Raw genomic sequence first — 24344 nt, forward strand, 5'->3', positions numbered from 1 at the left:
TGGGCTCCTGCTTTCGCAGGAGAACATTGTTTCGACAGCGCTGAGTCCTACGGTAAGGACGGCGCATGACCGATGCCCCCAAGCCGCCCGTCGCGGCGACCCGCCCGCACAGCTTTACCGCGCATAATGTGAAGATCGACGATCCCTGGGCGTGGCTCAAGGACCCGGGCTATCCCAATGTCACCGACAAGGACGTGCTGGCCTATCTCGACGAAGAGAATGCCTATTTCGAAGCGGTGATGGCCCCGCACAAGCCGCTTTCCGAGACGCTGTTCAAGGAGATGCGCGGGCGGATCAAGGAAGACGAATCGACCGTGCCGCAAAAGGACGGCGACTGGCTCTACTGGACCGACTACGAGACCGGCGGCGAATATCCGCGGCACTGGCGGCGGCATGTGAACGGCGGCGCGGACCAGCTTATCCTCGACGAGCCGGTGCTGGCCGAGGGCAAGGAATATTTCCGGCTGGGCGCGGCGGCGGTGAGCCCCGACGGGCGCTGGCTGGCCTATGCGGTGGACGATAATGGCTCGGAGCGGTTCGAGGTCCGTATCAAGGATCTGGAGAGCGGCGCGCTGCTGCCGGATACGATCCCGGGGATGCTTTCCGAGATCGTATGGACCGCGGACTCGAAGGGGTTTCTCTACGGCCTCGCCAACGAGCAGTGGCGGACCGACAATGCCCGCTGGCACAAGCTGGGCGAGCCGATCGAGGCCGATGTCGAGCTGTTCAGGGAAGCGGACGAGGGCTACCGCGTCGCGGTCGGCGAGACCCAGTCGCGCAAGTGGCTGCTGATCTCGACCGGGGACCATGTCACCAGCGAAGTCTATCTGCTGCCCGCCGACGATCCCGCCGCGCCGCTGAGGATGGTCGCGCCGCGCCAGACCGGGCGCGAATATGACGTCGATGAACATGACGGCACCCTCTTCATCCACACCAACGATGTCGACCCGATGTGGCGGCTGGTGACGGCGCCGGTCAACAATCCCGGCGAATGGCGCGAGCGGATCGCGCCCTCGAAGCATTTCTACATGACGGGAATCGAGTGCTTCGCCGATTTCTTCATCGTCGAGGGGCGTGAGGACGGGCTCGATCAGGTCGAACTGCACCGTTACGATCCGAGCATCGCCCCGGTGCGGCTGAAATTCCCCGAGGCGAGCTATGTCGCGGGGACCGGGGACAATCCCGAATATGCGATCGACAAGCTGCGGCTGGGGTATGAGTCGATGGTCACGCCGGGGACGGTGTATGACTATGATGTCGCGACCGGCGCGCTGGAAACGCTCAAGGTTCAGGAAATTCCGAGCGGCTATGACGGCTCGAAATACCGCACCGAGCGGTTGAAGATCGCGGCGCGTGACGGAACGCAAGTGCCGGTGTCGATCGTCTATCCCAGGGACTTTCCGAAGGACGGATCGGGCAAGCTCTATCTCTACGCCTATGGCGCCTATGGCTATGCGATCCCGCCGGGCTTTTCGACCAGCCGGATGTCGTTCCTCGACCGTGGCATGGCCTTCGCCATCGCCCATATCCGCGGCGGCGACGATCTGGGCCAGCAATGGTATCTCGACGGCAAGCTCGACAAGCGCGCCAACACCTTCAACGATTTCGTCGATGTCGCGAAGGGGCTGATCGCGCGCGGCTTCACCCACAAGGGCGGGATCGCCATCGCCGGCCGCTCGGCGGGAGGCGAGTTGATGGGGGCGGTGGTCAATAGCGATCCCGATCTGTGGGGGGCGGTGGTCGCCGACGTGCCGTTCGTCGATGTGCTCAACACGATGCTCGACGCGGAGCTGCCGCTGACCCCCGGCGAATGGCCCGAATGGGGCAATCCGATCGAGGACCCAGCCGCGTTCGCGCTGATCCGGGGATACTCGCCGTACGACAACGTCAAGGCGCAGGACTATCCGCCGATGTTCATCTCGGGCGGGCTGAACGATCCGCGCGTCACCTATTGGGAACCGGCCAAATGGGCCGCCAGGCTGCGCGCGACCAAGACCGACGACAATGTCCTGCTGCTCAAGACCAATATGGGCGCGGGGCATGGCGGCAAATCGGGGCGGTGGGAAAGCCTGAAGGAAGCCGCCGACGAGATGGCGTTCATCCTCTGGCAATTGGGAGTCGAGGAATGATCCTGCTCTACGCGCTGGCGCTGCTCGCGCCCGATCCGACGCCCGAGGCGCTGGCGCTCGGGACGCGGCTGGCCGAAAGCGGCACGCTGGCGGCGCTGCTGCCGATGAAGATCGCGCAGGAGACCGAGGAGCTGGTCGCCGAGCATCCCGACTGGAGCGACGCCGACAAGGCGGGACTGCGCGCCGCGGCGGCCGAGCAGGGCAAGGCGGGCGTCGAGCGGCTGATGACCGCGACCGGGCGGGCATATGCCGAGAAGCTCTCGATCGAGGATTTGCGTGTGCTCGTCGCCTTCAACGAGAGCGAGGCGGGCAAGCGCTGGCGGGCGGCGACGCCGGGGGTGATCGCGGCGGCGATGACCGAGGTCGGCGCGCTCGATTTCAAGGGCGACACGCGCAAGGCGTTTTGCGCCAGGGCCGGCAAGGGGTGCGCGCAATAAGGTAGCCGGGCGCTAGCTGGTACCGCGCTAGTTGGTGCCGCGTTCGACCAGCCGGGTCTCGCGGTGGCATTGGTGGCAAAAGGCGAAGTCGAACACTTCGCTGAGTGTCCAGACCTGGAGCGGCACATGCCATTCGGCCCAGGCGTCACGGGTGACGGCGACGCCGCCGCAGCGCTCGCAGGCATATTCGATTTTCGGCGGCGAACCTTCGGGCATCCGCCGAACATAGGCCCGGCAAGCTCCGTTTTGGCGGCAAGTGTCTCCGAAACGGAGACGATTGGATGCGATTGCCGCCCGTGCCGCGAAGGCGTAGCCTGCGCGCAAATCACAGGAGAGGGCGCATGCGTACGACGACTCTGGCTCTGGCGGGTGCGGCGGTGCTGCTCGGTTCGGCGGTGGCGACCGGCAGCGGGGCTTCGGCGCGCGGCGGCAACGCCGTTACGCTCGACGCCAGGGACGAGGTGATAGCCGGCCGCAAGGCGGCGTTCCTGCTCTCGGCGGGGGTATTCGGCGGGATGAAGGGCGCGATCGACCGCGGCGACGATGTGAAAAGCCAGGCCTTTGCCGCGCGCGGGCTGGCGCGCTGGGCGGCGGCGCTGCCGGGAATGTTCCCGGCGGGAAGCGTCTCCGAGGCGTCCGAAGCGCTGCCGGCGATCTGGAGCGACCGCGCCGGCTTCGAGGCGAAGGCCGCGGCCTATGCCGAAGCGGCGGGCAAGCTCGCCGATCTGGCCAAGGCCGGCGACAAGCCCGGCTTCGCCGCGCAATGGGCGGTGGTGGGTAAGACGTGCGGCGCCTGTCACGACGCCTATCGCAAGCCGAGCGCGAAATAGGGTCCGAAACCGGCGCATCTCGGCCCCGAAACCTCCACAGCGGAGGCGACCGCACACCTTTTGTTAGCCGTGCGGCGGCAGAGTCGCGGGCATGCGCTACGTGCTCGAAGGACTGCTCATCGCCGCTGCCGCCGCGGGCGGCTGGCTATTGGCCACGCCGCATGGCGAGATGCCGGTGATGGCTCCGCACGGCGCGGCGGAGACAGCCGCCGCGCGGACGTTCGGCTTTTGCCATAGCGGCGGCGGCATCGACTGCGTCGTCGATGGCGACACCTTCTGGATGGACGGCACCAAGATCCGCGTCGCCGATATTGACGCGCCCGAGACGCATCCGCCGCGCTGCGCCGAGGAAGAGCGGCTCGGCAATGCCGCGACGCAGCGGCTGCGGGCGTTGCTGAACGCGGGGCCGGTGACGCTGGTCACGGCCGATCGCGACACCGACCAATATGGCCGCGCGCTCAGGATCGTGACGCGTGATGGAAAGTCCCTGGGCGCGCAACTGGTCAGCGAAGGGCTGGCGCGGCGCTGGACGGGGCGGCGCCAGCCATGGTGCTAGGCGCTCAGACCCGCGTGTAGCGGAAATACCAGACCTCGCGGCCGGCCTTGCGGGCCTTGCGTTCGTAGCGGGTCTCTGGCCAGTCGGCGGGACGGGTGAGGAAATCGGCGGCGGTCCTGGCCTGCCATTCGAAGTCGCGGCGCTGGTTCATCACCATCATCGACCAGTGGCAGTAGGTCGGATCGTCGGTGCCGAGGCGGAACTCGGCGCCGGGCTTGAGCTTGGCGTGGATCATGTCGAGCGGGCCGTGATTGACCATGCGGCGCTTGGCATGGCGCGCCTTCCGCCACGGATCGGGATGGAGCAGATAGAGCCGGTCGAGGCTCTCGTCCGGCACCCGCTCCAATATTTCCAGCGCGTCGCCCATATGGAGGCGGACATTGTCGAGGTCCCGATCGCGGATGTGCATCAGCGCGCCGACGACGCCGTTGAGGAAGGGTTCGCAGCCGATAAAGCCGTGATCGGGGCGGGCGGCGGCCTGCCCGGCGAGATGCTCGCCGGCGCCGAAGCCGATCTCGAATTCGAGCGGGCGATCCTCGCCAAACAGCGTTCGCGCATCGACCGGGCCTTCCTCCGGCACGCTGACTCGCGGCAGCAGATCCTCGACCAGTCCGGCCTGGCCGATGCGGAGCTTGCGCCCGGTGCTGCGGCCGTAGAGGCGGCGGATGGTGGTGGGATCGTTCATCGTCGCGGTCCGTAGCGCTCGCCGCGCGAAGCGCAAGCGCGGGGCGAGGCCGGGCGATCTATCCCGAGCTTCGCAGTAGGAAAGTATCCTATACACGCTCGATAATGAAATTATCTGGCTTGATTACGTGCTCACATTCTAGGGCAATGCGAAAAGTACGAACGGAGTCGCGGTGCCCAATACCAATCTGAACGATCACCTTCAGTCGATCGCTGCCCGCAATCCGGGGCAGGCCGAATTCATGCAAGCCGTGACCGAAGTCCTCCACAGCATCTGGCCCTATGTGCGGCGCAATCCGCGCTATGCTGAGCATGCGCTGCTCGATCGGCTGGTGGAGCCCGAGCGCGTGATCATCTTCCGCGTCTCCTGGGTGGATGATCGCGGCGATACGCATGTCAATCGCGGCTACCGGATCCAGCACAGCTCGGCGATCGGGCCATATAAGGGCGGGATACGCTTCCACCCCACGGTCGATCTGTCGGTGCTCAAGTTCCTGGCCTTTGAGCAGACCTTCAAGAACGCGCTGACCACGCTGCCGATGGGCGGCGGCAAGGGTGGCAGCGATTTCGACCCCAAGGGCAAGAGCCCGGGCGAGGTGATGCGCTTCTGCCAGGCATTCGCCAGCGAACTGTTCCGCCATGTCGGATCGGATACCGATGTGCCGGCAGGCGACATTGGCGTGGGCGCGCGCGAAGTCGGCTTCATGGCAGGCATGATCAAGAAGCTGACCAATCGCTCGGACTGCGTGTTCACCGGCAAGGGGCTCAGCTTTGGCGGCTCGCTGATCCGACCGGAGGCGACCGGCTATGGCACCGTATATTTCGCGCAGGAGATGCTGCTGCATTCGGGCCGCTCGCTGGAAGGGCTGCGCGTCGCGGTCTCCGGTTCGGGCAACGTCGCGCAATATGCGATCGAAAAGGCGATGGAGCTGGGCGCAATCGTCGTCACCGCGTCCGATTCGAGCGGTACGATCATCGAGCCCGACGGCTTTACGCCCGACAAGCTGGCGGTGCTCCAGGATGTGAAGAATAATTTCTATGGTCGCGTGAGCGACTATGCCGAGCGCACTGGCGCGCGCTTCGAAGCGGGGATCAAGCCTTGGGTGGTGCCGTGCGACGTCGCCTTGCCCTGCGCGACTCAGAATGAACTGGATGGCGATGCGGCCAAGGCGATGATCGCAAACGGAGCCATCTGCGTGGCGGAAGGCGCCAACATGCCGTCGACCGCAGCGGCGGTGGATGCTTTCGAAGCTGCGGGCGTTTTGTTCGGACCGGGCAAGGCCAGCAACGCCGGCGGGGTCGCGACTTCGGGGCTGGAGATGAGCCAGAACGCGATGCGCCTGTCCTGGCCGCGTGAGGAAGTCGATGCGCGCCTGTTGGAGATCATGCGCGGCATTCATAATGCCTGCCTCAACTATGGCGCGCGGCCGGATGGCACGATCAGCTATGTCAACGGCGCAAACATTGCGGGCTTCGTTAAGGTTGCGGATGCGATGTTGGCGCAGGGCGTGATCTGAGCGCGTTCGCGGAATTCGGTCAGCCTCATGGTCTCCCGCGCAGGGCGAGTTGACCACGGAAGGCGATCGCCGCGGGGCTGTTTGTGGAAATGGCAAAGCGATGGCCCACGGCATCGCAAACAAAAACGGCCGGGAGCGCGATGCACTCCCGGCCGTTTTTGTTCGCTATCCGAAGATCAGGCTAGAGCGGCCTTCAGATCCTCGACCAGGTCGGTCTTCTCCCAGGGGAAGAAGTCACCCTCGGCCTTGCGGCCGAAGTGACCATATGCGGCGGTGCGCGCATAGATCGGCTTGTTGAGCCCCAGATGCGTGCGGATGCCGCGCGGGGTCATGCCGCCGAGCTTGCCGATGCTCTGGATCGCGGCTTCGATCCTGTCGTCGGCGACGGTGCCGGTGCCGTGGGTATCGACATACAGCGACAGCGGCTTCGACACCCCGATCGCATACGCCAGCTGGATCGTGCAGCGCTTGGCAAGGCCGGCGGCGACGATGTTCTTGGCGAGATAGCGGGTGATGTACGCCGCCGAACGGTCGACCTTGGTCGGGTCCTTGCCGCTGAACGCGCCGCCGCCGTGCGGGGCCGCACCGCCATAGGTATCGACGATGATCTTGCGGCCGGTGAGGCCGGCGTCGCCATCGGGTCCGCCGATCTCGAACGAGCCGGTCGGGTTGATGTGATAGACGGTCTCGTCGCTCAGCAGATCGGCCGGGATCACCTTGGCGATCACGCCCTTCACATAATCGTGAAGCTCGGCTTCCTTGTCGCCCTCGTCATAGCCCTTGCCGTGCTGGGTCGAGACGACGATCGCGGTGGCGGCGACCGGCTTGCCGTCTTCGAAGCGCAGCGTGACCTGGCTCTTGGTGTCGGGCTCGAGGAACGGGGCCGCGCCCGAATGGCGGTCGGCGGCCATCGCCTCGAGGATCTTGTGGCTGTAATCGAGCGTCGCCGGCATCAGGTCGGCGGTCTCGTCGCAGGCGAAGCCGAACATGATGCCCTGGTCGCCGGCGCCTTCGTCCTTGTTGCCCGAAGCGTCCACGCCCTGGGCGATATGCGCCGACTGCGGATGCAGGTTGTTCTCGAAGCGGAGCGTCTGCCAGTGGAAGCCGTCCTGCTCGTAGCCGATGCGCTTGACGGTATCGCGGACGGTCTTCTCGACCTCTTCCTTGACGCCCGGCGCCCAGTTGCCGGCTTCGTCCATGATGCCGCGCCCGCGGATTTCACCGGCGAGGACGACGAGCTGGGTGGTGGTGAGCGTCTCGCAGGCGATGCGCGCCTCGGGATCCTTGCTCAGGAACAGATCGACGATGGCGTCGGAAATCTGGTCGGAGACCTTGTCGGGATGGCCTTCCGAAACCGATTCGGACGTGAAGAGATAATTGGAACGCATGATTTTCCTCTACGGCGTGGAGGGAAAGCCGGCCGTTGCCATGCCATATAAAGCTTTCCTTATATGTGCCTCCTAGCGGGGGTTGCGGCGCAGCGCAATCGCCGAAGCGACGAACAGCAGCGCCACCGCGAGGGCGAGGAGATTGCCGAGCCGGGCGAACAGGGTCGGCGACAGCGGCGCGGGCAGCGGCACCTCGATCGCGCCTTCCTGTCCGGCGGGAACGGTGCCGAGCAGCCGCCCGTGCGCATCGATCACCGCCGAGATGCCGGTGGGGGTGGCGCGCAGGATCGGCAGCCCTTCCTCGATCGCGCGGAGACGCGCCTGGGCGAGATGCTGGGGTGGGCCCCATGTGCCGAACCAGGCATCGTTGGACGGGTTGAACAACAGGTCCGGGCGGTGATCGCGATCGACGATCGAGCCGGAGAAGATGATCTCGTAGCAGACCGCGACACCGATATTGCCGAAGCCGGGGACGGGAATCGCGGCGGGGCCGGGGCCGGCGATGAAATCGATATCGCCCATGACGAGTCGGGCGAGGCCGAGCGGCTCAAGCAGCGGGCGCATCGGCAGATATTCGCCAAAGGGTACCAAGTGCGCCTTGTCGTAGCGGCGCCCGAGCATGCCGGCCGGATCGACCGCCCACACCGAATTGCCCGCGCCGCCGAGCTTCGCATCCCGATCGAAGAACAGGGCGTTGCCGCCGATCAGCGCCATGTCCCTCGGGCCGAGGATCGCGGCGATGTTGCCGCGCACCCAGCGCGGATCGCCTTTGTAATAGAAGCGGCGGTCCGGATAGCCGTCCTCGACATAATAATCGACCATGCCCTCGGGCCAGACGACCAGGCGGGGGATCGCGCCGGGGGTGCCGCTGCCCGCGACCAGCCTGGCGAGTATCTTTTGCGCCGCGTCGGGATCGGCCCATTGCTCCTGGCCGACATTGGGCTGGACGACGCGGACATGGGGAGGCTCGACCCAATTGTTCGGCTTGGTTTGCTGAATGTCGAACGTGTTGAGCCAACCCACTGCCACGATGGGGACCGCAATGACCGCTATACTCAAAAGCGGGCGGTAATTCCTGCGTGCCGCCAGATACAAAGCTCCGGTCACGATAATGGTGACGCCGGACAAAGCATAGGTGCCGATCCAGGCGGCGAGCCCGGCGACATAGGTCGGCACCCAGATCACCCCGAGCGGGTTCCACGGATAGCCGGTGAACATCGTTCCGCGCAGATATTCGGTGGCGATCCACGCGGCGGCGGCGGCGAGGATGAAGGGCAGATCGGGCTTCACGCCACGGAAGCGCCATGCCAGGCCGGCCGCCATCGCCGGATAGATTGCGAGATAGAGCGCGAGCAGGACCACCGCGAAATAGCCGAGCGCGGGCGGCATCTTGTCCTGATAATCGAAGGCGTGCTGAATCCAGTTATTGCCGAGCGTGAAATGCCCTACGCCGAACAGCCAGCCGCGCAGCAGCGCCGATTTGAGGCTGGGCGCTTCGTGGACGAGCCAGAGCAGCACCGCGAAGCAGATCAGTGCGACCGGCCACAGCGACAGCGGCGCGAAGCCAGTGGCGGAAATCAGGCCGGCAACAAGCGCCGCGGCCCGCGGATAACGGATCAATTATCTTCTTCGTAATTGCAGGTCAGCACCAGTTCCTTGCGGGCATTCACCGCCAGCTCCACCTCGGTTTCGCCTGCCGAGAACGAGCAGGTCTGCCCGACGCTCTTCTCGCAGGCGCTGCGCCCGTGAAACGCCAGAAGCTTCTTGAGCACCGCCGGATACTGGCCGTTCAAAACCACCGAATAGGAATCGAGCGAGCCGTACTGGTTTTCATATTGGGTGAGGATCAAGCGCGGCTTGGTGGTGCCGAACGGGCGCAGCTTCGACACGTCATATATATATTCGTACCCGCCCGGGCTGCCGGAATGGCTGATCTCCTTGAGCGTCTTTCGCACCGTGTCCGCGCCTTCGCGGGTCTGGCGGCATTCGAGCAGCGCGTTGCCATCCGCGTTGGACGGCATGGGCGCGGCACCGAGCACGGCGGGCAGCAACAGGATCAACGGAAGGCGAAGAAGCATCGGAAATCCCCTGCGAGCAATCGCGCCAGCCCTCCCATGCCGGGTGGTGCCCGGTCAAGCGCCCGGCTAGGCTGGACGGCATGGCCATTCGTCCGTTCCACCTCGCATTCCCCGTCCACGATCTCGCCGCGGCGCGCGCCTTCTATGGCGGGGTGATGGGCTGTTCCGAGGGGCGCTCGTCGGATCACTGGATCGACTTCGATCTGTTCGGCCATCAGATCGTCGCGCATCTCGATGCCGACGCCAAGCTGGCGGCGGTGGCGAACGAGGTCGACGGGCATCACGTGCCGGTGCCGCATTTCGGGGTGGTGCTGACCATGGCCGATTGGGAGAAGCTGGCCGCGCGGGTCGAGGCGGCGGGCGTGACCTTCGGGATCGCGCCGCATATCCGCTTCAAGGGCCAGACCGGCGAGCAGGCGACGATGTTCTTTCGCGACCCCAGCGGCAACGCATTGGAGTTCAAGGCGTTTGCCGATGATGACATGTTGTTCGCGCGCTGATGACTGAGCCGGTCAAGGTCGATATCCCGCACAAGCTCGGGCGCGAGGCGGCGCGCGGCCGGATCGCGGGCGGGGTCGGCAAGCTCACCGAGATGTTTCCCGGCGGCGGGCATCTCGAACAGCGCTGGGACGGCGACACGCTGCATTTCACGCTGAGCGCGATGGGTCAGACGATCGCCAGCCGGCTGGAGGTGTTCGACGACCGGGTCCATGCCGAGGTCGATCTGCCGCCGATGCTGGCGCTGTTCGCCGGCAAGATCCGCGACAAGCTGGCGACCAAGGCCACCGCGCTGCTTAAGTAGCGGTCAGCCGCCGGTCTTGCGGCTATAGCGGCAGATCAGCTGGCTTTCCTGAAGGTTCACGCGGCGGATCGACAAGGACATGTCGAAACCTGAGGCGTCATCCCGCGGCAGATCGAAGAAGCAGGATTTGACGATGCCGGTGTTGTCGTGGTCGCACTCGCGGTCCATCCGCGCGATCAGCGCCGCGCGCGCCTGGGGATAGGGCATGTCCAGCGTGGCGATGAAACGATGTTCCTCCAGCCCCTTGTCGAGAATGTCGTTGACGCTGAATTTGGTCGGCGTGACGTCGAGCGCCAGCAGGCCGCTGGCGTCATAGTCGGTGACCTCGTCCTTCTCGGCCGTCATCAGGTCGCCGGGGCGGGTGCGAAACGCATCGAGCTTGGCGGCAGTGGCCGCCTGCTGCGCATAGCCGAGGATGCAGTCGGTGAGCGCGGCGGGATCGTCAGGCGGCTGCGTGTTGCCCAGCAGGGCCGTGGCGGCGAGCAGGAGTGCGCTGCGGATCATCTGTTTTCCCCCTTTTGATTGCGTTACCGGGCAGCGCTGACGCGCCAGATCGTGTTGCCGACATCGTCGGCGACGAGCAGCGCGCCGGTCGCGTCGGTGATCAGGCCGACCGGGCGGCCCATCGCGGTCTTGCCGTCCTTGCCGAGAAAGCCGGTGAGCAGGTCGATCGGCTTAGCGCCCGCGGCGGGATAGCCGTGATCGCCGAAGGGCACATAGACGAGCTTGTAACCGGTGACCGGCTCGCGGTTCCATGAGCCGTGGAGGCTGACGAACGCGCCATTGGCGAAGGTGCCGCCGAGCCTGGCCTCGCTGGCGAAGACCAGCCCGAGCGGGGCGGTGTGCGAGCCGAGCGCGAAATCGGGACGGCGGGTATATTGGCGCAGATCGGGACGGCGTGGCTCGACGCGGACATCCTCATATCCGCCCCAATAATTCCACGGCCAGCCATAGAAGGCGCCCATATCGACCTGCGTCAGATAATCGGGTGGCATGTCCGAGCCGAGCATGTCGCGCTCGTTGACCACGGTCCACAGGGCGCCCGATTTGGGCTCGAACGCCATCGCATTGGGATTGCGCAAGCCCCAGGCGTAGACGCGCCCGGTCTTCGTCTCGGGATTGATCTCGAGGATCGCGGCGCGGGCGCCGCGAGTGGCGCCGCCGAGCCTGGCCATTTGCGAGGGCAGGCCGTTGGTGGCGTAGAGCGCCTCGCCTTCGGCCTCGATGCCGTTCTCGGCGATGTTGGACGACGAGCCGACCGCGACGAACAGGTTCTTGCCATCGGTGGAGGCGAGCAGGTTGCGCGCCCAGTGATTGCCGCCGCCGGCCAAGGCGAAGATCTTCTCGGGCTTGGCGGTGATCCGGGTCTCGCCCGGCTTGAACGGGTAGCGGACCAGCGCGTCGGTATTGGCGACATAGAGCCAGTCGCCGACCAGCGCCATGCCGGTGGGCGAGTTGAGGCCATTCGCCGCGTCGAGCAGCACCGAGCGCTGATCGGCGACGCCGTCACCATTGGTGTCGCGCAGCAGGGTGATGCGATTGGCCGAGGGCACGCCGGCGCCGGCCTTTTTCATCATCATCCCCATCACCCAGCCGGTGATCCCACCACCCTCGCGCGGCGGCGAATTGGCTTCGGCGACCAGCACGTCGCCATTGGGCAGCCGGTATAGCGAGCGCGGATGATCGAGCTTGTCGGCAAACGCGGCGACTTGCAGCCCGGCGGCCGCAACCGGCTTGCCGCCATTCTCCCAGCCGGTCGCCTTGGCGATATTGATGGTCGGGAAGTTCTGGGTGCGCGTCTCGGTCATCTTCGGCGCGCGGCCGGTGGTGTCGAGCTCGGCGACGCGGGCGATATCGGGGCGCGTCATCCACCAGATCAGGCCGCCGCCGGCGACGACGATCACGGCCAGCGCCGACAGGGTGATCTTGAGCCAGGGTTTCATTCTTCGGCCTCCGCCATTTTCTCGGGTGGATGCAGCCGCAGCCGCGTCACCCGGCGCGCATCGGCATCGACGATCTCAAGCTTCCAGCCGCTATCATGTTCCAGGCATTCGCCGGCCTGCGGCACATGCCCGGCGAGGACGAAGGCGAGGCCGCCGATGGTCTCGACATCCTCCTCGACCTCGGCGAGACGCGGATCGACCGTCTCGCCGACATCTTCGAGCTCGGCGCGGGCATCGGCCTCCCAGCCGCCGCCGTCGATCGGGATCAGCAAGGCAGCGGGCGCCTCGTCATGCTCGTCCTCGATCTCGCCGACGATCTCCTCGATCAGATCCTCGATGGTGATCAGTCCGTCGGTGCCCGAATATTCGTCGAGGACGATGGCGAGGTGGGTGCGGGTCGAGCGCATCTGGGCGAGCAGATCGAGCGCACCCATCGATTGCGGCACATAGAGCGGCTGGCGGATCAGCCCGGCGAGCGTCTTGGGATGCTCGGCGCCGCTCGACAGGATCGCGAACACATCCTTGATGTGAATCATGCCGGTGACGGTATCGAGCGCGTTCTTGTAGACCGGCAGGCGGCTGTGGCCGGCCTCGGCGAAGAGCGCGACGAGATCGGCGAAGCTGGTGGTCTCGTCGACGGCGATGATATCCGCGCGCGGCACGCCGACATCGCCGGCATCGCGCTCGCCGAAATGGAGGAGGTTGCGCAGCATCTGGCGCTCGATCGGGGCGAGATCCCCCGCCGGAGCCCGGCCACCATCCTCCTCATGCTCGTCGATCGCGTCCTCGAGCTTGTCGCGCAGCGTCTCGCCCTGCTCGTCCCCGAACAGCAGGGCGCGCAGAGATCGCCATATCCCGCCGTTGCTACTGGAGCCTTCGCTGGTGTCGGCGTCGGCGGTGCTACTTTGGCCCTCGGGCATGGATCGGTTCAGTCCTCGCGTATCGAATAGGGGTCGTGCAGCCCGAGCGAGGCGAGCGCGGCGCGCTCCATTTCCTCCATCGCCTCGGCCTCCGCGTCGCCCTGATGATCATAGCCTAGCAAATGCAGCACGCCGTGGACAATCAGGTGTGTGGCATGGTCCTCGACGCCGATCTGGCGCTCGGCCGCCTCGGCCACGCAGACGCCATGGGCGAGGATGATGTCGCCGAGGATGACCTCGCCATCGTCGCTGTTTTGCGTGACGGTTTCGAGAAGGTCGGGCTGGACCATCGGGAAGGACAGGACGTTGGTCGGCTTGTCCTTGCCGCGATACTGCCGGTTGAGAATCTGGACCTCGGCATCGCCGGTCAGGCGGACGGCGATCTCGATTATGGCGTCGTGATCGATCCATTCGACATAAGGGGTCTGGCGCACCGCGGCTTCGGCAGCGCGGATGGCAAGGCCTTCCCAATCGCGCTCCGGCCAGGGGGGTTCGGGAAGTGCGGCGACGTCGAGCATGCCCTAAAATCCTCCCCCGGAGGGGGACCGCGAAGCGGTGGAGGGGGCAGGCCCCGAGCGGTATCGCTCGCGGCAGGCTCCCTCCGTCAGCCTCTGGCTGCCACCTCCCCCTCTGGGGGAGGATTTAAGCAGATCAAGCATCGGGCCCCTCATAGGCCATGACGATGCGGCCGACGATCGGATGGCGGACGACGTCCTGGGCCGAGAAGCGGACCATCGAGATGCCCTCGACGCCTTCCAGCCGGTTGACCGCGTCGTTGAGGCCGCTGGCATTTGTGCCACCCGGCAGATCGGTCTGGTTGGGATCGCCGCAGATCACCATCCGACTGTTCTGGCCGAAGCGGGTGAGGAACATCTTCATCTGCGCGGGCGTGGTGTTCTGGGCCTCGTCGAGGATCACGAAGGCATCCGCCAGCGTGCGGCCGCGCATGAAGGCGATCGGGGCGATCTCGATCTCGCCGCTGGCGATGCGCCGCTCGACCTGCTCGGCGGGCAGGCAATCGTAGAGGGCATCGTAGATCGGGCGGAGATAGGGATCGACCTTCTCCTTCATGTCGCCAGGCAGGAAGCCGAGCCGCTCGCCGGCCTCGACCGCCGGGCGCGACAGGATCAGCCGCTGGACGCTGCCGGTGATCAGCTGCGCCACGGCCTGCGCGACGGCGAGATAGGTCTTGCCGGTGCCCGCCGGCCCCAGCGCGAAGATCATGTCGTTCGAAACCAGCTCGCGCATATAATGCGTCTGGGTCAGCGAGCGCGGTACGATCGTCTTCTTGCGGGTGCGGATCATGATGCCGGGGGGCGAATTGCCGTTGGCGACCTCGGCCTTGACGATGCCGGTGAACATCGGCTCGCTCGACATGGCGATCACCGCCTCGATCAGCCCGGTATCGATATCCTCACCGCGGATGACGCGGCTGTGGAGTTCCTGGAGCACCTCGCGGGTATGGGCGACCGCTTCAGCCGATCCCTCGATCTGCACCTTCTGGCCGCGGGCGTGGATATAGACGCCGAGGCGCTCCTCGATCGCGAGCAGGTTACTATCGAACTCGCCGAATAGCTGCGGCAGGAGCTGGGGCTTGTCGAACGTCACCTCGGTGCGGGAACGATCCCCGGACTGGGCCTGGACAGGCTTGCGGCTCATGCGATCCTTTCGGGCTGTAGAGTGCGATAAAGCGAAGTGCGTGCGCGGTGGCCCGTATGGGCGTAACCGGAAGCGGAGCGGGTGGTTCCGTAGCGCATGTGCGACGCGCAGATTGGCAGAGCGAATCCCAACAGAACAGCGAATTCCGCCGCCTGATCACGAAAGCTGTGGAGTGCGCTATTTGGGCGACAGCGGCCGACGGGTCAGCCGGTAACCGCCTTGGCCAAAGCCCGCTCGACCTCGGTGACCGGTCTGCCCGCCGGCGGGTTCATCGACATGAAATAGATGTAGCGATTGCCGTTCCAGAAGACGTGGAGCTGGTGCATCTGCTCCACGCTGAACGCGGCGGTGCCGAGACCGGCGATATCGACCGGCTTGGCGCCGAGATTGTCGATCATGCCCTGTTTGGTGCGCTGGATCGCATCCGGCGTGTTGTCGTCGACGGGCGACTGGCGGGCGAAGAAATCGAGCGTGGCGCCGCCGGCAAAGGCATAGCTGCACTGCGAGAAAGCCGCGGTTCCGGCGGTGCCGGGCGTGACGCGGCTCAGCGTCGCGCTTTCGACCTTGGTGCCGGCGATTTCGGCGACCTTTTCTCTGGGCAAAGTCGCGCAGGCATCGAGCGCGTTGAAGCCGCCGCTGGCGGCTTGGGTCTCGGCGGGTGCGGCGGCGTTGCCCGTTGGTGCGCCGCTACCGCAGCTCGCGAGGGCCAGGCCGGCGCCGGCGGCTATCAAATGCTTCAGCATCGACGGAGTCTCCCTTTTCACTAGGAAACTACCACGTCTCTTTGTCTTTGTCAGGCGGCCGCGCGGACCTTTTCGACACCGGCCAGCGAATTGGGGTCGGCGCGGACGATCTCGACTTCGACGAGATCGCCGATCTGCGCATCGGTGGTCAGATGGACCGACTGCAGCCAGGGCGACTTGCCGAGCATCTGGCCGGGCAGCTTGCCCTTGCGCTCGATCAGAACGGTGCAGGTGCGGCCAAGCGTTGCGGCGTTGAAGGCGGCCTGATCGCGGTTGAGATGCGACTGGAGACGCTGGAGGCGGTCGTCCATCACTTCGGGCGCGATGAAGCCGTCGGTCAGCTCGGCCGCGGGAGTGCCGGGGCGGGGCGAATATTTGAAGCTGAAGCACTGGGCATAGCCGACCGCATCGACCAGGCTGAGCGTCTCGGCGAATTCGGCTTCGGTCTCGCCGGGGAAACCGACGATGAAATCGCCCGACAGCGCGATATCGGGGCGGGCGGCGCGGACGCGGTCGAGGATGCGCAGATAGGAATCGCGGCTATGGCTGCGGTTCATCGCCTTGAGGACGCGGTCGCTACCGGCCTGCACGGGCAAATGGAGGAACGGCATCAGCTTCTCGACCTCGGCATGGGCGCGGATCAGACCCTCGCGCATGTCATTGGGATGGCTGGTGGTGTAGCGGATGCGGGCGAGATCGGTGATCCTGTCGAGTTCGCGGATCAGGCCGTGCAGGCCGGTGCCCGCCTCGTCGTCCCAGGCGTTGACGTTCTGGCCGAGCAGGGTGATCTCGCGGGCGCCGGCATCGACCAATGCCCTGGCTTCGTCGACGATCGCCGCGAAGGGCCGGCTGACTTCGGCGCCGCGCGTATAGGGGACGACGCAATAGGTGCAGAACTTGTCGCAGCCTTCCTGCACGGTGAGGAACGCCGAGGGGCCGACCTTGCGGCGGGCGGGGAGCGCGCCGAACTTGCTGGCGAAGGGCATGTCGGTATCGAGCGCGGATTCGCCGGCCGCGGCCCTGGCGACGAGGTCCGGGAGGTTGTGATAGGCCTGCGGTCCGACCACGACATCGACCTTGGCGCGCCGCACGATCTCCTCGCCCTCGGCCTGGGCGACGCAGCCGGCGATGGCGATCATCGGCTCGCGCCCCTGATCGTTCCTGGCGTGCTTGCGGATACGGCCGATGTCCGAATAGACCTTTTCGGTGGCCTTTTCGCGGATATGGCAGGTGTTGAGCACGACGAGATCGGCGGCATTGGCGTCGTCGGTCGCGGTCATGCCCTGCGCGGCCATCAGCTCGGCCATGCGCTCGCCGTCATAGACGTTCATCTGGCAGCCGAACGACTTGACGTGGAAGGTCTTGGGAATAGTCATTTGCGGGCGCCCATAGCGGATCGGGCGCGATACGTCACGTTGGGGAGAAGGCGATGCTGCGGGTAGCGGGTTTTGCGATCACTTTGCTGACGATGGCGGTTCCGCTTGGCGCCCAGACCGTACCAGCCGCAGCGGATTCGCGTGACAAGATGGCGCCGCTGAAGATGTCGTATCGCGAGCAGATCGAGCCGTGGTGGGTGGTGCTGGCCGATTGCGCCGCCGTCCATCGCCAACCGGTCGAGGATCGCGCGAAGACGCAAGCCTTCGCGACTACCGCCATGGCGCGGGTGGCCAAGGATCGCGGCATCACGATTCGTGATGCGGGTGCGGTCGTCATGCCGCATGTCTTGCGTGGTCGTGGCAACGAGATCGCCGGGGTTCTGGTTGCCACCTATGGCGGCAAGGCCGAATTGGCCAAGGGCTGTGACGACGTGATGGCGGCCTACAAGTCGGCGGGCTTGCCCTCGTAGCGCACCGCTTCCACGGTATGGGCAAAGTCGCGCAGCGGTTTGCCGAGCGTTGCGATCAACGCACCCTCGATGACGCGGCGGCTCTCGGCGGCGATCGCCTTGCGGCCGGGGAAATCGCGGGGGTGGAAGGGCTCAAGGAAGTGGATGTCGAGCCGGAAGCGGCCTTTGCGCGCGAGAATGCGCTTGGCGTTGACGATCCCGCTCTCCTCGCCGATCCAGCCAATGTCCTCGGCGACCGCACCGTAATCGAGCAGCACCGGCTGGACCATCACGCCGGGCGGAGGCGGCTCGAGGACGCGCAGCATCGGCGTCTTGAAGGGCAGCAGCGACTGGCCATCGGTGGTGGTGCCTTCGGGGAAGATCGTCACCGCCCAATTCTCGTCGAGCGCGTCGCGCAGCTCGTTGATCTGCTCGGCGACGCCGAGCCGGTTCTCGCGCTTCACATAGACGGTGCGGTTGAGCCCGGCGAGCCAGCCGACCAGAGGCGCCTGCGCCAGTTCGGCCTTGGCGATGAACGCGGTGCCGCTCGCGCCGCCCAATGCGAGGATATCGATCCAGCTCAGATGGTTGGCGACGTAGAATACGTTCTTGCGCAGCGGCACGCCGATCTTGCGGACGCGGGCGCCGGCGATCCAGCCGACCCGGGCAAGGAACCAGCGCGGCCATGCCGAGGGCAGATGCAGCAGCTTCCAAAGATAGTGCATCGGCACATGGGTGAGGATCAGCAGCACCAGCAGGAACACGCGCCAGCTGACGCGCAGCGTCTCGATGGTTGTAAGCGGATATGGCGCGCCGCGCGCGGCGGCCTCTCTACGACTCATTTTTGAGTCTCCGCGTAAAAGCGCTACGACTTGCGGTCGAGAGCAACCCCGTAGAGCTCCATGCGGTGGTCGACGAGGCGGAAGCCCAGCCGCTCGGCGATCTGCTTTTGCAGCAGTTCGAGCTCGGGATCGACGAACTCGATGACGCGGCCGGTCTCGACATCGATGAGATGATCGTGATGCGCCTCGGGCGCGGGCTCGTAGCGGGCGCGGCCGTCGCCGAAATCATGGCGGTCGAGGATGCCCGCTTCCTCGAACAGCCGCACGGTGCGGTAGACCGTGGCGATCGAGATGCCGGGATCGATCGCGGACGCCCGCTCATAGACCTTTTCGACGTCGGGATGATCCTCGGCGTCGGAAAGCACGCGGGCGATCACCTTGCGCTGCTCGGTGATCCGCAGGCCCTTTTCGTGACAAAGGGCTTCGAGGTCGATCTTGCGTGCCATGGCGTAGATGTAGCGTCATCGTCGGCAGGGGGGAAGGGGAGGCGGACAGCAAAACGCCGGCCCGGACATTGTGCCCGGACCGGCGTTTTGCATTGTGGCGCCCGAAAGCGGAGAACTCAGCGCTTGCGGCGCTTGGTGCCGAGGCCGATCTTCTTGGCGAGCGTGCGGCGCTGCTCGGCATAGTTGGGCGCGACCATCGGATAGTCGGCCGGCAGATTCCACTTGGCGCGATACTGCTCGGGGGTCATCTGATAATGCGTCATCAGGTGGCGCTTGAGCATCTTGAGCTTCTTGCCGTCTTCGAGGCAGACGATGTAATCGGGCTTGATCGAGGCGCGCACCGACACCGCGGGCTCCTGCTTCACTTCCGGCTCGGCCGCGGGAGCGCCAAGACCGGCGAGCGCGCCATGTACATTGGCGATGAGGACGGGAAGATCGGAGACGGCGACGCTGTTGTTGCTGACATGCGCCGCAACAATATCCGCGGTCAGCGTGACCAGCGTTTCCTGAATATCCGACATCGTATCCATGATTATCCCTTTCGACCCGTTTTGAGCGACTATGTTCGCCGCTTCGCGATACCATATCGGTCCATTTCGGCCCTATGGCAAGCGGCAATCCCGAAAATATATGTAATCTTGTGAATAGATTCGATCTAATTCAAATCGCGGGCATAGGTATGCGCATCAAATAACTGCCCGGCCTTTCCGCGATAGTAGTCACGACGCTCGCCAACTTTGGCGAAACCTTCACGGCGGTAGAGCTCGACCGCATCGTTTCCCGAGCGTACCTCCAGGTGAATGCGTGTCGCGTGGCGGGCGCGGGCCTCTTCGATCACCGCGCGGAGCAGCGCCCCGCCCATGCCGCGGCGGCGCGCGGAAGGGCGGGTCGCGAGCAGCAGCAGCTCGGCTTCGTCGGCGGCGATCCGGGCCAGCGCGAAGCCCATATCCTGCTCGCCGAGGCTGGCGATCACCAGCCAGACGCCGGGCAGCGACAACATCCCCATGCACTGGGCGCTGGTCCACGCCTCGCCGAAGCGCGGATCGAACGCGTCCCGCATGATGCCGGCGACATGGGGCAGATCATGGACCCCGCCTTCGCGCAGCTCGCTCTGATTGAGGATCGTGCTCATGCCAGGCCGCGTTCGGCCAATGTCTTGGCGTCGGGGGCGCGGCCATAGATCGGGCTCGGCGCGAGCGCGGCGAAACCCGGCGGGAGCAGCACCGCATCCACGGCATTAGGCCAGGCTTCGCGCAGCGGGCGATCGGGCGCGATCCCGGCGAGACGGCGGACGCCGCTGCCGATCGCGGGCAGGCCGCCCAGCGCGGCCAGCGCCGCATCAGGCGCCAGCGACTGGAGCGCCGCGTCGGCGCCGAACGGGGAAGCGCGAAAAGCCTGCATGAAGACCTCACCGTGCCCGCCTTCGAGGACGACGGCAAGGTGGCCGCAGGCAGGATCGGCGGCGAACGCCGCAGCGGCGATCAGGGGGAGCGACGAATAGCCGCGAACCCGCGCGCCCCAGCCGATGCCGAGGCCGATCGCGGCCGCCAGCCCGACGCGCACGCCGGTGAAGCTGCCCGGGCCGACATCGACGAGGATGCTCTCCGCGCGCCCTTCGCCCGGCAGCGCTGCGATCATCGGCACCAGTCGCTCGGCATGGCCGCGCCCGACGACCTCATGGGTGTTGGCGATCACCGTGCCGCCCTCGATCAGGGCGACCGAGCAGGCGGCGGTGGCGGTTTCGATGACGAGCGTGCGGGACAGTTCAGAGGACCCGGTTGAACTGCTCGAATTCGGGACGGGGAAGCCGCTCGAAGATGGTGCCAGGATCGGCGTGCCCGATCGTCGAAATGAAGTTCGACCGGACATTGGGCTGATCGGCGAAGAAGGCCGCGTCGACCTTGGCGTTGTCGAAGCCCGACATCGGGCCGGTATCGAAGCCCAGCGCGCGGGCGGCCATGATGAAATAAGCGCCCTGGAGCGAGGAATTGCGGAAAGCGTGGGTGTAACGGATCTCTTCGGTCGGGAACCAGTCCTTGGCGGTCGGCGCATGCGGGAAGAGCCAGGGAAGCTGCTCGTTGAAGGCGAGGTCCATGCCGATGATCACGGCGGCGGGCGCCTTGCGGATCTTGGCGCCGTTGGTGCCGCTCGACAGCTCGGCGAGCCTGTCCTTGCCCTCCTCGCTGGTGATCCAGATGAAACGCGCCGGCTGCTGGTTGGCCGAGGTCGGCCCCATCTTGAGCAGGTCATAGATCGCGCGGATATCGGCCTCGGTGACCGGGTCGTCGGTATAGCCATTGGCGGTGCGCGCGGTGCGGAACAGCCGGTCGAGGGCTTCGTCGTTGAGGGGCGTCGCCATTATACTGCTCTCACTTCGGTTACTTCGGGAACATAGTGCTTGAGCAGCTGCTCGATGCCGTTCTTGAGCGTCGCGCTCGACGACGGGCACCCGGCGCAGGCGCCCTGCATCTGCAGATAGACCTTGCCCTGGTCGAAGCCGCGATAGACGATGTCGCCGCCATCATTGGCGACCGCCGGACGGATGCGCGTCTCGATCAGTTCCTTGATCTGCTCGACGATCTCGGCGTCCTCCGGATTGTCGCCGAAATCCTGATCCTCGCCGGGCACGGTGAAGCCGGCGGCGGGGGCATGGAACAGCGGCATGTTGGCGCTGAAATGATCGAGCAATAGCCCAAGCACATCGGGCTTAAGGCCCTGCCATTCGACGCCGGGCGCGGCGGTGACCGAAATGAAATCGCGCCCGAAGAACACGCCGGTGACGTCGCCGAGGCCGAACAGGGCATTGGCGAGCGGCGATGCCTCGGCCTCCTCGGGGGTCGCGAAGTCGCGCGTCCCGGCATCCATCACGGTGCGGCCGGGAAGGAATTTGAGCGTCGCCGGATTGGGCGTGGGTTCGGTCTCGATCAGCATGTGCGCCATGTGGCGCTTGGGAGGCCGCGGATCAAGCGGCGGGCATGGTTTGATCCATATCGTGGGAGCGGGCTGGCGCCGTCACCAGTTCAGCGAAGCGGAATCCGGCTCTAGAGACATGCCTCGAGCATCGCCTGATCGAAGCCATATTGCTTGGCCTTGTCGAGCGTATAGGGGCGCAGACCCATCGAACGATATTCGCCGATGATCTTGCCGTCGGAGGATTCGTCGAGATATTCGAACTTGAACAGCTCCTGCGTCACGATGACGGGGCCTTCCATGCCGATGACTTCGGTGATGTTGGTGATGCGGCGCGAGCCGTCGCGCAGGCGCTTGACCTGGATGATCAGATCGACCGAATCGGCGATCTGCCGCGAGATCGCTTCCTTGGGCACCTTGATGTCCGACATCATCACCATGTTCTCCATACGCGCCAGCGCCTCGCGCGGCGAATTGGAGTGGAGCGTGCACATCGAGCCATCGTGACCGGTGTTCATCGCCGAGAGCATGTCGAAGCACTCGGCGCCGCGGATTTCGCCGAGGATGATGCGGTCCGGGCGCATACGCAGCGCGTTCTTGACGAGGTCGCGGATGGTGATCTCGCCCTGCCCTTCGAGGTTGGGCGGGCGGGTTTCGAGCGGCAGCCAGTGCGGCTGCTGCAGGCGAAGTTCGGCGGCGTCCTCGATCGTCAGCACGCGCTCGCCCGGGTCGATCATCTTCGACAAGGCGTTGAGCATCGTGGTCTTGCCCGAGCCGGTACCGCCCGAGATGACGATGTTGAAGCGGCTGGCGCCAGCGATCTTGAGCATCGTCGCCATCTTGACCGACATCGATCCGCCCGAGGCCATCATGTCGAGCGTGATCGGCTTGGCCGAGAATTTACGAATCGAGATCGCGGTGCCGCGCAGCGACAGCGGCGGCACGATGACGTTGACGCGGGAACCGTCCTTGAGGCGGGCATCGGCCAGCGGCGTGGTCTGATCGACGCGGCGGCCGACCGAGTTGCAGATGCGCTGCGCGATCTGGAACAGATGCTCCTCGTCGCGGAACGAGATGTTGGCGAGTTCGAGCTTGCCCTTGCGTTCGATGAAGGTCTGCTCGGGGCCGTTGACCATGATGTCCGAGATCGCCGGATCGCTGAGCAGCTCTTCCAAGGGTCCGAGTCCGAGCAGCTCGTCGACCAGCACCTTTTCGAGCGCGAACTGTTCGCGGCGGTTGAGGGTCAGCTTCAGCTCGGCAAGGACTTCGCCGATGATCGGGCGGAATTCCTCGGCCAGCTCATCCTTGCTGAGCGTGGCGGCGGCCTCGGGGTCGACGCGTTCGAGCAGGCGCGGCAGCACCTGTTCCTTGATGCGGTGAATCGAGGCTTCGAAGCCTTCGACGCGGCTGTTGCCGGCGTCGCCGGAAGTCGCCTGCCGCTCGGCGAGGCGCTGGAGCGCGTCGCTGGCGGCGAGGCTGCCGCCGGCGGGATCGCGCTCGGCCATCATCGGATCGGCCGGAGGCGGCGGGCTGGCGCCACCACCGGGAAGCGGCACGCTGCCGATCGGCGGGAATTGCTCGCCGCCCGAGGGCATGGGATCGGTCGGACGCGGCGCGGAACCGCTGCTCTGCATCGGGCGCGCGACGCCGAACGCCGGGCGTCCGCCCGTACCGCCTCCCAATCCGCTGCGTCGTCCGAAAGCGCTCACGTAAGACCTTGCCTATCCCTGGTGAACGAAAGGGTTAGCGGCCAAGCCTTGAGAATTGCCTAACCACATCCGCAAATCATTTCCGGAACCTAATCGAGCGCCAGAGCATCAACCGGCGTGAAGATCGCGACCTATAATGTGAACGGCGTCAACGGGCGGTTGCCGGTGCTGCTGCGCTGGCTGGCCGAGGCGCGGCCCGATGTGGTGTGCCTGCAGGAGCTGAAGGCGCCTGAGGAGAAATTCCCCGAGGCGGCGATCCGCGACGCCGGCTATGGCGCGGTGTGGCACGGCCAGAAGAGCTGGAACGGCGTCGCGATCCTCGCGCGCGGCTGCGATCCGGTCGAGACGCGGCGCGGGCTGCCCGGCGATCCCGAGGATCTGCACAGCCGCTATATCGAAGCGGCGGTGAACGGCGTGCTGGTCGGCGGGCTGTACCTGCCCAACGGCAATCCCCGGCCAGGGCCGAAATTCGACTACAAGCTGCGCTGGATGGAGCGGCTGATCCTCCATGCCGAAGGGCTGATCGGCATGGACGCGCCGGTGGTGCTGGCGGGCGACTATAATGTGATGCCGACCGATCTCGACGTCTACAAACCCGAACGCTGGCGCGACGATGCGTTGTTCGCGCCCGAAGCGCGCGCGGCCTGGTTCCGGCTGCTTGATCAGGGCTGGTGCGATGCGCTCCGCCACCTTCATCCCGGCGAGACGATATACACCTTCTGGGACTATTTCCGGAACGCCTTCGCCCGCGATGCCGGGCTGCGCATCGATCACCTGTTGCTCAACGCGCCGGCGGCCAAGCGGCTGAGGGACGCCCAGGTCGACCGCTTCGCGCGCGGCTGGGAAAAGACCAGCGACCACGCGCCGGTATGGATCGCGCTCGACTAACCGCCCGCTCCCGTTGGCGGCCGCGCGTCAACCGTTCA

Annotated in this window: 29 protein-coding genes; 9 read left to right on the forward strand and 20 right to left on the reverse strand. The window is 65.8% G+C overall.

The features are described from left to right. The first annotated feature begins 65 nt into the window (after positions 1-65). On the forward strand, positions 66-2129 hold the full coding sequence (locus tag KF730_RS15430; protein WP_294098810.1) for a S9 family peptidase: 2064 nt from the start codon (positions 66-68) through the stop codon (positions 2127-2129). Beyond that, positions 2126-2566, forward strand: a complete 441-nt coding sequence (locus KF730_RS15435) for a DUF2059 domain-containing protein (RefSeq protein WP_294098811.1) — start codon at positions 2126-2128, stop codon at positions 2564-2566. Before KF730_RS15430 ends, KF730_RS15435 begins: the two co-directional genes overlap by 4 nt. A 27-nt stretch (positions 2567-2593) precedes the next feature. Here the strand turns inward: KF730_RS15435 and KF730_RS15440 are convergent, their stop codons facing one another. Continuing rightward, entirely contained in the window at positions 2594-2782 is a 189-nt protein-coding gene (locus KF730_RS15440) for a hypothetical protein (RefSeq protein WP_294098814.1), read from the reverse strand. Positions 2783-2907: 125 nt separating this feature from the next. Between KF730_RS15440 and KF730_RS15445 the strand changes: the two genes are divergently transcribed. Both KF730_RS15445 and KF730_RS15450 read left to right on the forward strand, forming a co-directional pair. Next, a complete protein-coding gene (locus KF730_RS15445) occupies positions 2908-3396 on the forward strand; it encodes a cytochrome c (protein ID WP_294098816.1) in 489 nt (162 codons plus the stop codon). A gap of 91 nt (positions 3397-3487) precedes the next feature. Then, positions 3488-3952 carry a thermonuclease family protein gene (locus KF730_RS15450; RefSeq protein ID WP_294098818.1) on the forward strand — a complete coding sequence of 155 codons (465 nt, stop codon included), beginning with the start codon at positions 3488-3490 and terminating at the stop codon, positions 3950-3952. A gap of 4 nt (positions 3953-3956) precedes the next feature. Here the strand turns inward: KF730_RS15450 and KF730_RS15455 are convergent, their stop codons facing one another. Further along, positions 3957-4637 (reverse strand): tRNA (guanine(46)-N(7))-methyltransferase TrmB, encoded by a 681-nt coding sequence (locus KF730_RS15455; protein ID WP_294098820.1) that lies wholly within the window; start codon positions 4635-4637, stop codon positions 3957-3959. A 172-nt stretch (positions 4638-4809) separates the two neighbouring features. Here KF730_RS15455 and gdhA point away from each other — a divergent pair, with 172 nt between their 5' ends. Then, a complete protein-coding gene (gene gdhA, locus KF730_RS15460) occupies positions 4810-6153 on the forward strand; it encodes an NADP-specific glutamate dehydrogenase (protein ID WP_294098823.1) in 1344 nt (447 codons plus the stop codon). A 176-nt stretch (positions 6154-6329) separates the two neighbouring features. On the opposite strand, the gene metK is transcribed toward gdhA, so the two are convergent. From metK to KF730_RS15475, 3 genes are all read right to left on the reverse strand, one after another. Continuing rightward, positions 6330-7541 carry a methionine adenosyltransferase gene (gene metK / locus KF730_RS15465; RefSeq protein WP_294098825.1) on the reverse strand — a complete coding sequence of 404 codons (1212 nt, stop codon included), beginning with the start codon at positions 7539-7541 and terminating at the stop codon, positions 6330-6332. 72 nt (positions 7542-7613) lie between these two features. Continuing rightward, positions 7614-9161, reverse strand: coding sequence for an apolipoprotein N-acyltransferase (gene lnt / locus KF730_RS15470; protein ID WP_294098827.1), 1548 nt, complete (start codon positions 9159-9161; stop codon positions 7614-7616). Continuing rightward, a complete protein-coding gene (locus KF730_RS15475) occupies positions 9158-9619 on the reverse strand; it encodes a hypothetical protein (RefSeq protein WP_294098829.1) in 462 nt (153 codons plus the stop codon). The genes lnt and KF730_RS15475 overlap by 4 nt, the downstream gene beginning before the upstream one ends. A gap of 80 nt (positions 9620-9699) precedes the next feature. Here KF730_RS15475 and KF730_RS15480 point away from each other — a divergent pair, with 80 nt between their 5' ends. Both KF730_RS15480 and KF730_RS15485 read left to right on the forward strand, forming a co-directional pair. Further along, positions 9700-10119, forward strand: a complete 420-nt coding sequence (locus KF730_RS15480) for a VOC family protein (protein ID WP_294098831.1) — start codon at positions 9700-9702, stop codon at positions 10117-10119. Then, the gene (locus tag KF730_RS15485) at positions 10119-10421 is read left to right on the forward strand and encodes a polyhydroxyalkanoic acid system family protein (protein WP_294098832.1); all 303 of its coding nucleotides are present in this window, start codon (positions 10119-10121) and stop codon (positions 10419-10421) included. The genes KF730_RS15480 and KF730_RS15485 overlap by 1 nt, the downstream gene beginning before the upstream one ends. 3 nt (positions 10422-10424) lie before the next feature. On the opposite strand, the gene KF730_RS15490 is transcribed toward KF730_RS15485, so the two are convergent. The 7 genes from KF730_RS15490 to miaB form a co-directional block, all read right to left on the reverse strand. Further along, positions 10425-10925 carry a hypothetical protein gene (locus KF730_RS15490; RefSeq protein ID WP_294098834.1) on the reverse strand — a complete coding sequence of 167 codons (501 nt, stop codon included), beginning with the start codon at positions 10923-10925 and terminating at the stop codon, positions 10425-10427. A gap of 23 nt (positions 10926-10948) precedes the next feature. Next, a complete protein-coding gene (locus KF730_RS15495) occupies positions 10949-12364 on the reverse strand; it encodes a sorbosone dehydrogenase family protein (protein WP_294098836.1) in 1416 nt (471 codons plus the stop codon). Beyond that, positions 12361-13284, reverse strand: coding sequence for a hemolysin family protein (locus tag KF730_RS15500; RefSeq protein WP_294098838.1), 924 nt, complete (start codon positions 13282-13284; stop codon positions 12361-12363). Before KF730_RS15500 ends, KF730_RS15495 begins: the two co-directional genes overlap by 4 nt. Before the next feature lie 8 nt (positions 13285-13292). Continuing rightward, entirely contained in the window at positions 13293-13802 is a 510-nt protein-coding gene (gene ybeY, locus KF730_RS15505) for an rRNA maturation RNase YbeY (protein ID WP_294098841.1), read from the reverse strand. Between the two features lie 133 nt (positions 13803-13935). After that, entirely contained in the window at positions 13936-14943 is a 1008-nt protein-coding gene (locus KF730_RS15510) for a PhoH family protein (RefSeq protein ID WP_294098843.1), read from the reverse strand. 203 nt (positions 14944-15146) lie between these two features. Next, on the reverse strand, positions 15147-15686 hold the full coding sequence (locus KF730_RS15515; RefSeq protein ID WP_294098844.1) for a hypothetical protein: 540 nt from the start codon (positions 15684-15686) through the stop codon (positions 15147-15149). 50 nt (positions 15687-15736) lie between these two features. Next, complete coding sequence (miaB, locus tag KF730_RS15520) at positions 15737-17062, reverse strand: tRNA (N6-isopentenyl adenosine(37)-C2)-methylthiotransferase MiaB (RefSeq protein WP_294098845.1); 1326 nt, start codon at positions 17060-17062, stop codon at positions 15737-15739. Between the two features lie 53 nt (positions 17063-17115). Between miaB and KF730_RS15525 the strand changes: the two genes are divergently transcribed. Further along, positions 17116-17532: a hypothetical protein gene (locus tag KF730_RS15525; RefSeq protein WP_294098847.1), complete on the forward strand. Its 417-nt coding sequence runs from the start codon at positions 17116-17118 to the stop codon at positions 17530-17532. On the opposite strand, the gene KF730_RS15530 is transcribed toward KF730_RS15525, so the two are convergent. The 8 genes from KF730_RS15530 to KF730_RS15565 all read right to left on the reverse strand — a co-directional run bounded on the left by KF730_RS15530 (position 17505) and on the right by KF730_RS15565 (position 23418). Continuing rightward, on the reverse strand, positions 17505-18353 hold the full coding sequence (locus KF730_RS15530) for a lysophospholipid acyltransferase family protein (RefSeq protein ID WP_294098848.1): 849 nt from the start codon (positions 18351-18353) through the stop codon (positions 17505-17507). The genes KF730_RS15525 and KF730_RS15530 overlap by 28 nt on opposite strands. Before the next feature lie 23 nt (positions 18354-18376). Then, positions 18377-18799, reverse strand: coding sequence for a Fur family transcriptional regulator (locus tag KF730_RS15535; protein ID WP_294098850.1), 423 nt, complete (start codon positions 18797-18799; stop codon positions 18377-18379). 116 nt (positions 18800-18915) lie between these two features. Next, on the reverse strand, positions 18916-19329 hold the full coding sequence (locus tag KF730_RS15540; protein ID WP_294098854.1) for a MucR family transcriptional regulator: 414 nt from the start codon (positions 19327-19329) through the stop codon (positions 18916-18918). Positions 19330-19454: 125 nt separating this feature from the next. Further along, entirely contained in the window at positions 19455-19931 is a 477-nt protein-coding gene (locus KF730_RS15545; RefSeq protein WP_294098856.1) for a GNAT family N-acetyltransferase, read from the reverse strand. Further along, positions 19928-20563 carry a tRNA (adenosine(37)-N6)-threonylcarbamoyltransferase complex dimerization subunit type 1 TsaB gene (gene tsaB, locus KF730_RS15550; RefSeq protein WP_294099912.1) on the reverse strand — a complete coding sequence of 212 codons (636 nt, stop codon included), beginning with the start codon at positions 20561-20563 and terminating at the stop codon, positions 19928-19930. Before tsaB ends, KF730_RS15545 begins: the two co-directional genes overlap by 4 nt. Before the next feature lies 1 nt (position 20564). Then, positions 20565-21158 carry a malonic semialdehyde reductase gene (locus tag KF730_RS15555; protein ID WP_294098859.1) on the reverse strand — a complete coding sequence of 198 codons (594 nt, stop codon included), beginning with the start codon at positions 21156-21158 and terminating at the stop codon, positions 20565-20567. After that, the gene (locus KF730_RS15560; protein WP_294098861.1) at positions 21158-21730 is read right to left on the reverse strand and encodes a NifU family protein; all 573 of its coding nucleotides are present in this window, start codon (positions 21728-21730) and stop codon (positions 21158-21160) included. Before KF730_RS15560 ends, KF730_RS15555 begins: the two co-directional genes overlap by 1 nt. A gap of 110 nt (positions 21731-21840) precedes the next feature. Further along, the gene (locus KF730_RS15565; RefSeq protein ID WP_294098863.1) at positions 21841-23418 is read right to left on the reverse strand and encodes a CpaF family protein; all 1578 of its coding nucleotides are present in this window, start codon (positions 23416-23418) and stop codon (positions 21841-21843) included. A gap of 117 nt (positions 23419-23535) precedes the next feature. On the opposite strand from KF730_RS15565, the gene xth reads away from it, so the two are divergent. Next, positions 23536-24306, forward strand: coding sequence for an exodeoxyribonuclease III (xth, locus tag KF730_RS15570; protein WP_294098865.1), 771 nt, complete (start codon positions 23536-23538; stop codon positions 24304-24306). Positions 24307-24344: the final 38 nt, after the last annotated feature.

It is taken from the genome of Sphingomonas sp. (assembly GCF_019635515.1).
In the GTDB taxonomy this organism is placed as follows: Bacteria; Pseudomonadota; Alphaproteobacteria; order Sphingomonadales; family Sphingomonadaceae; genus Sphingomonas.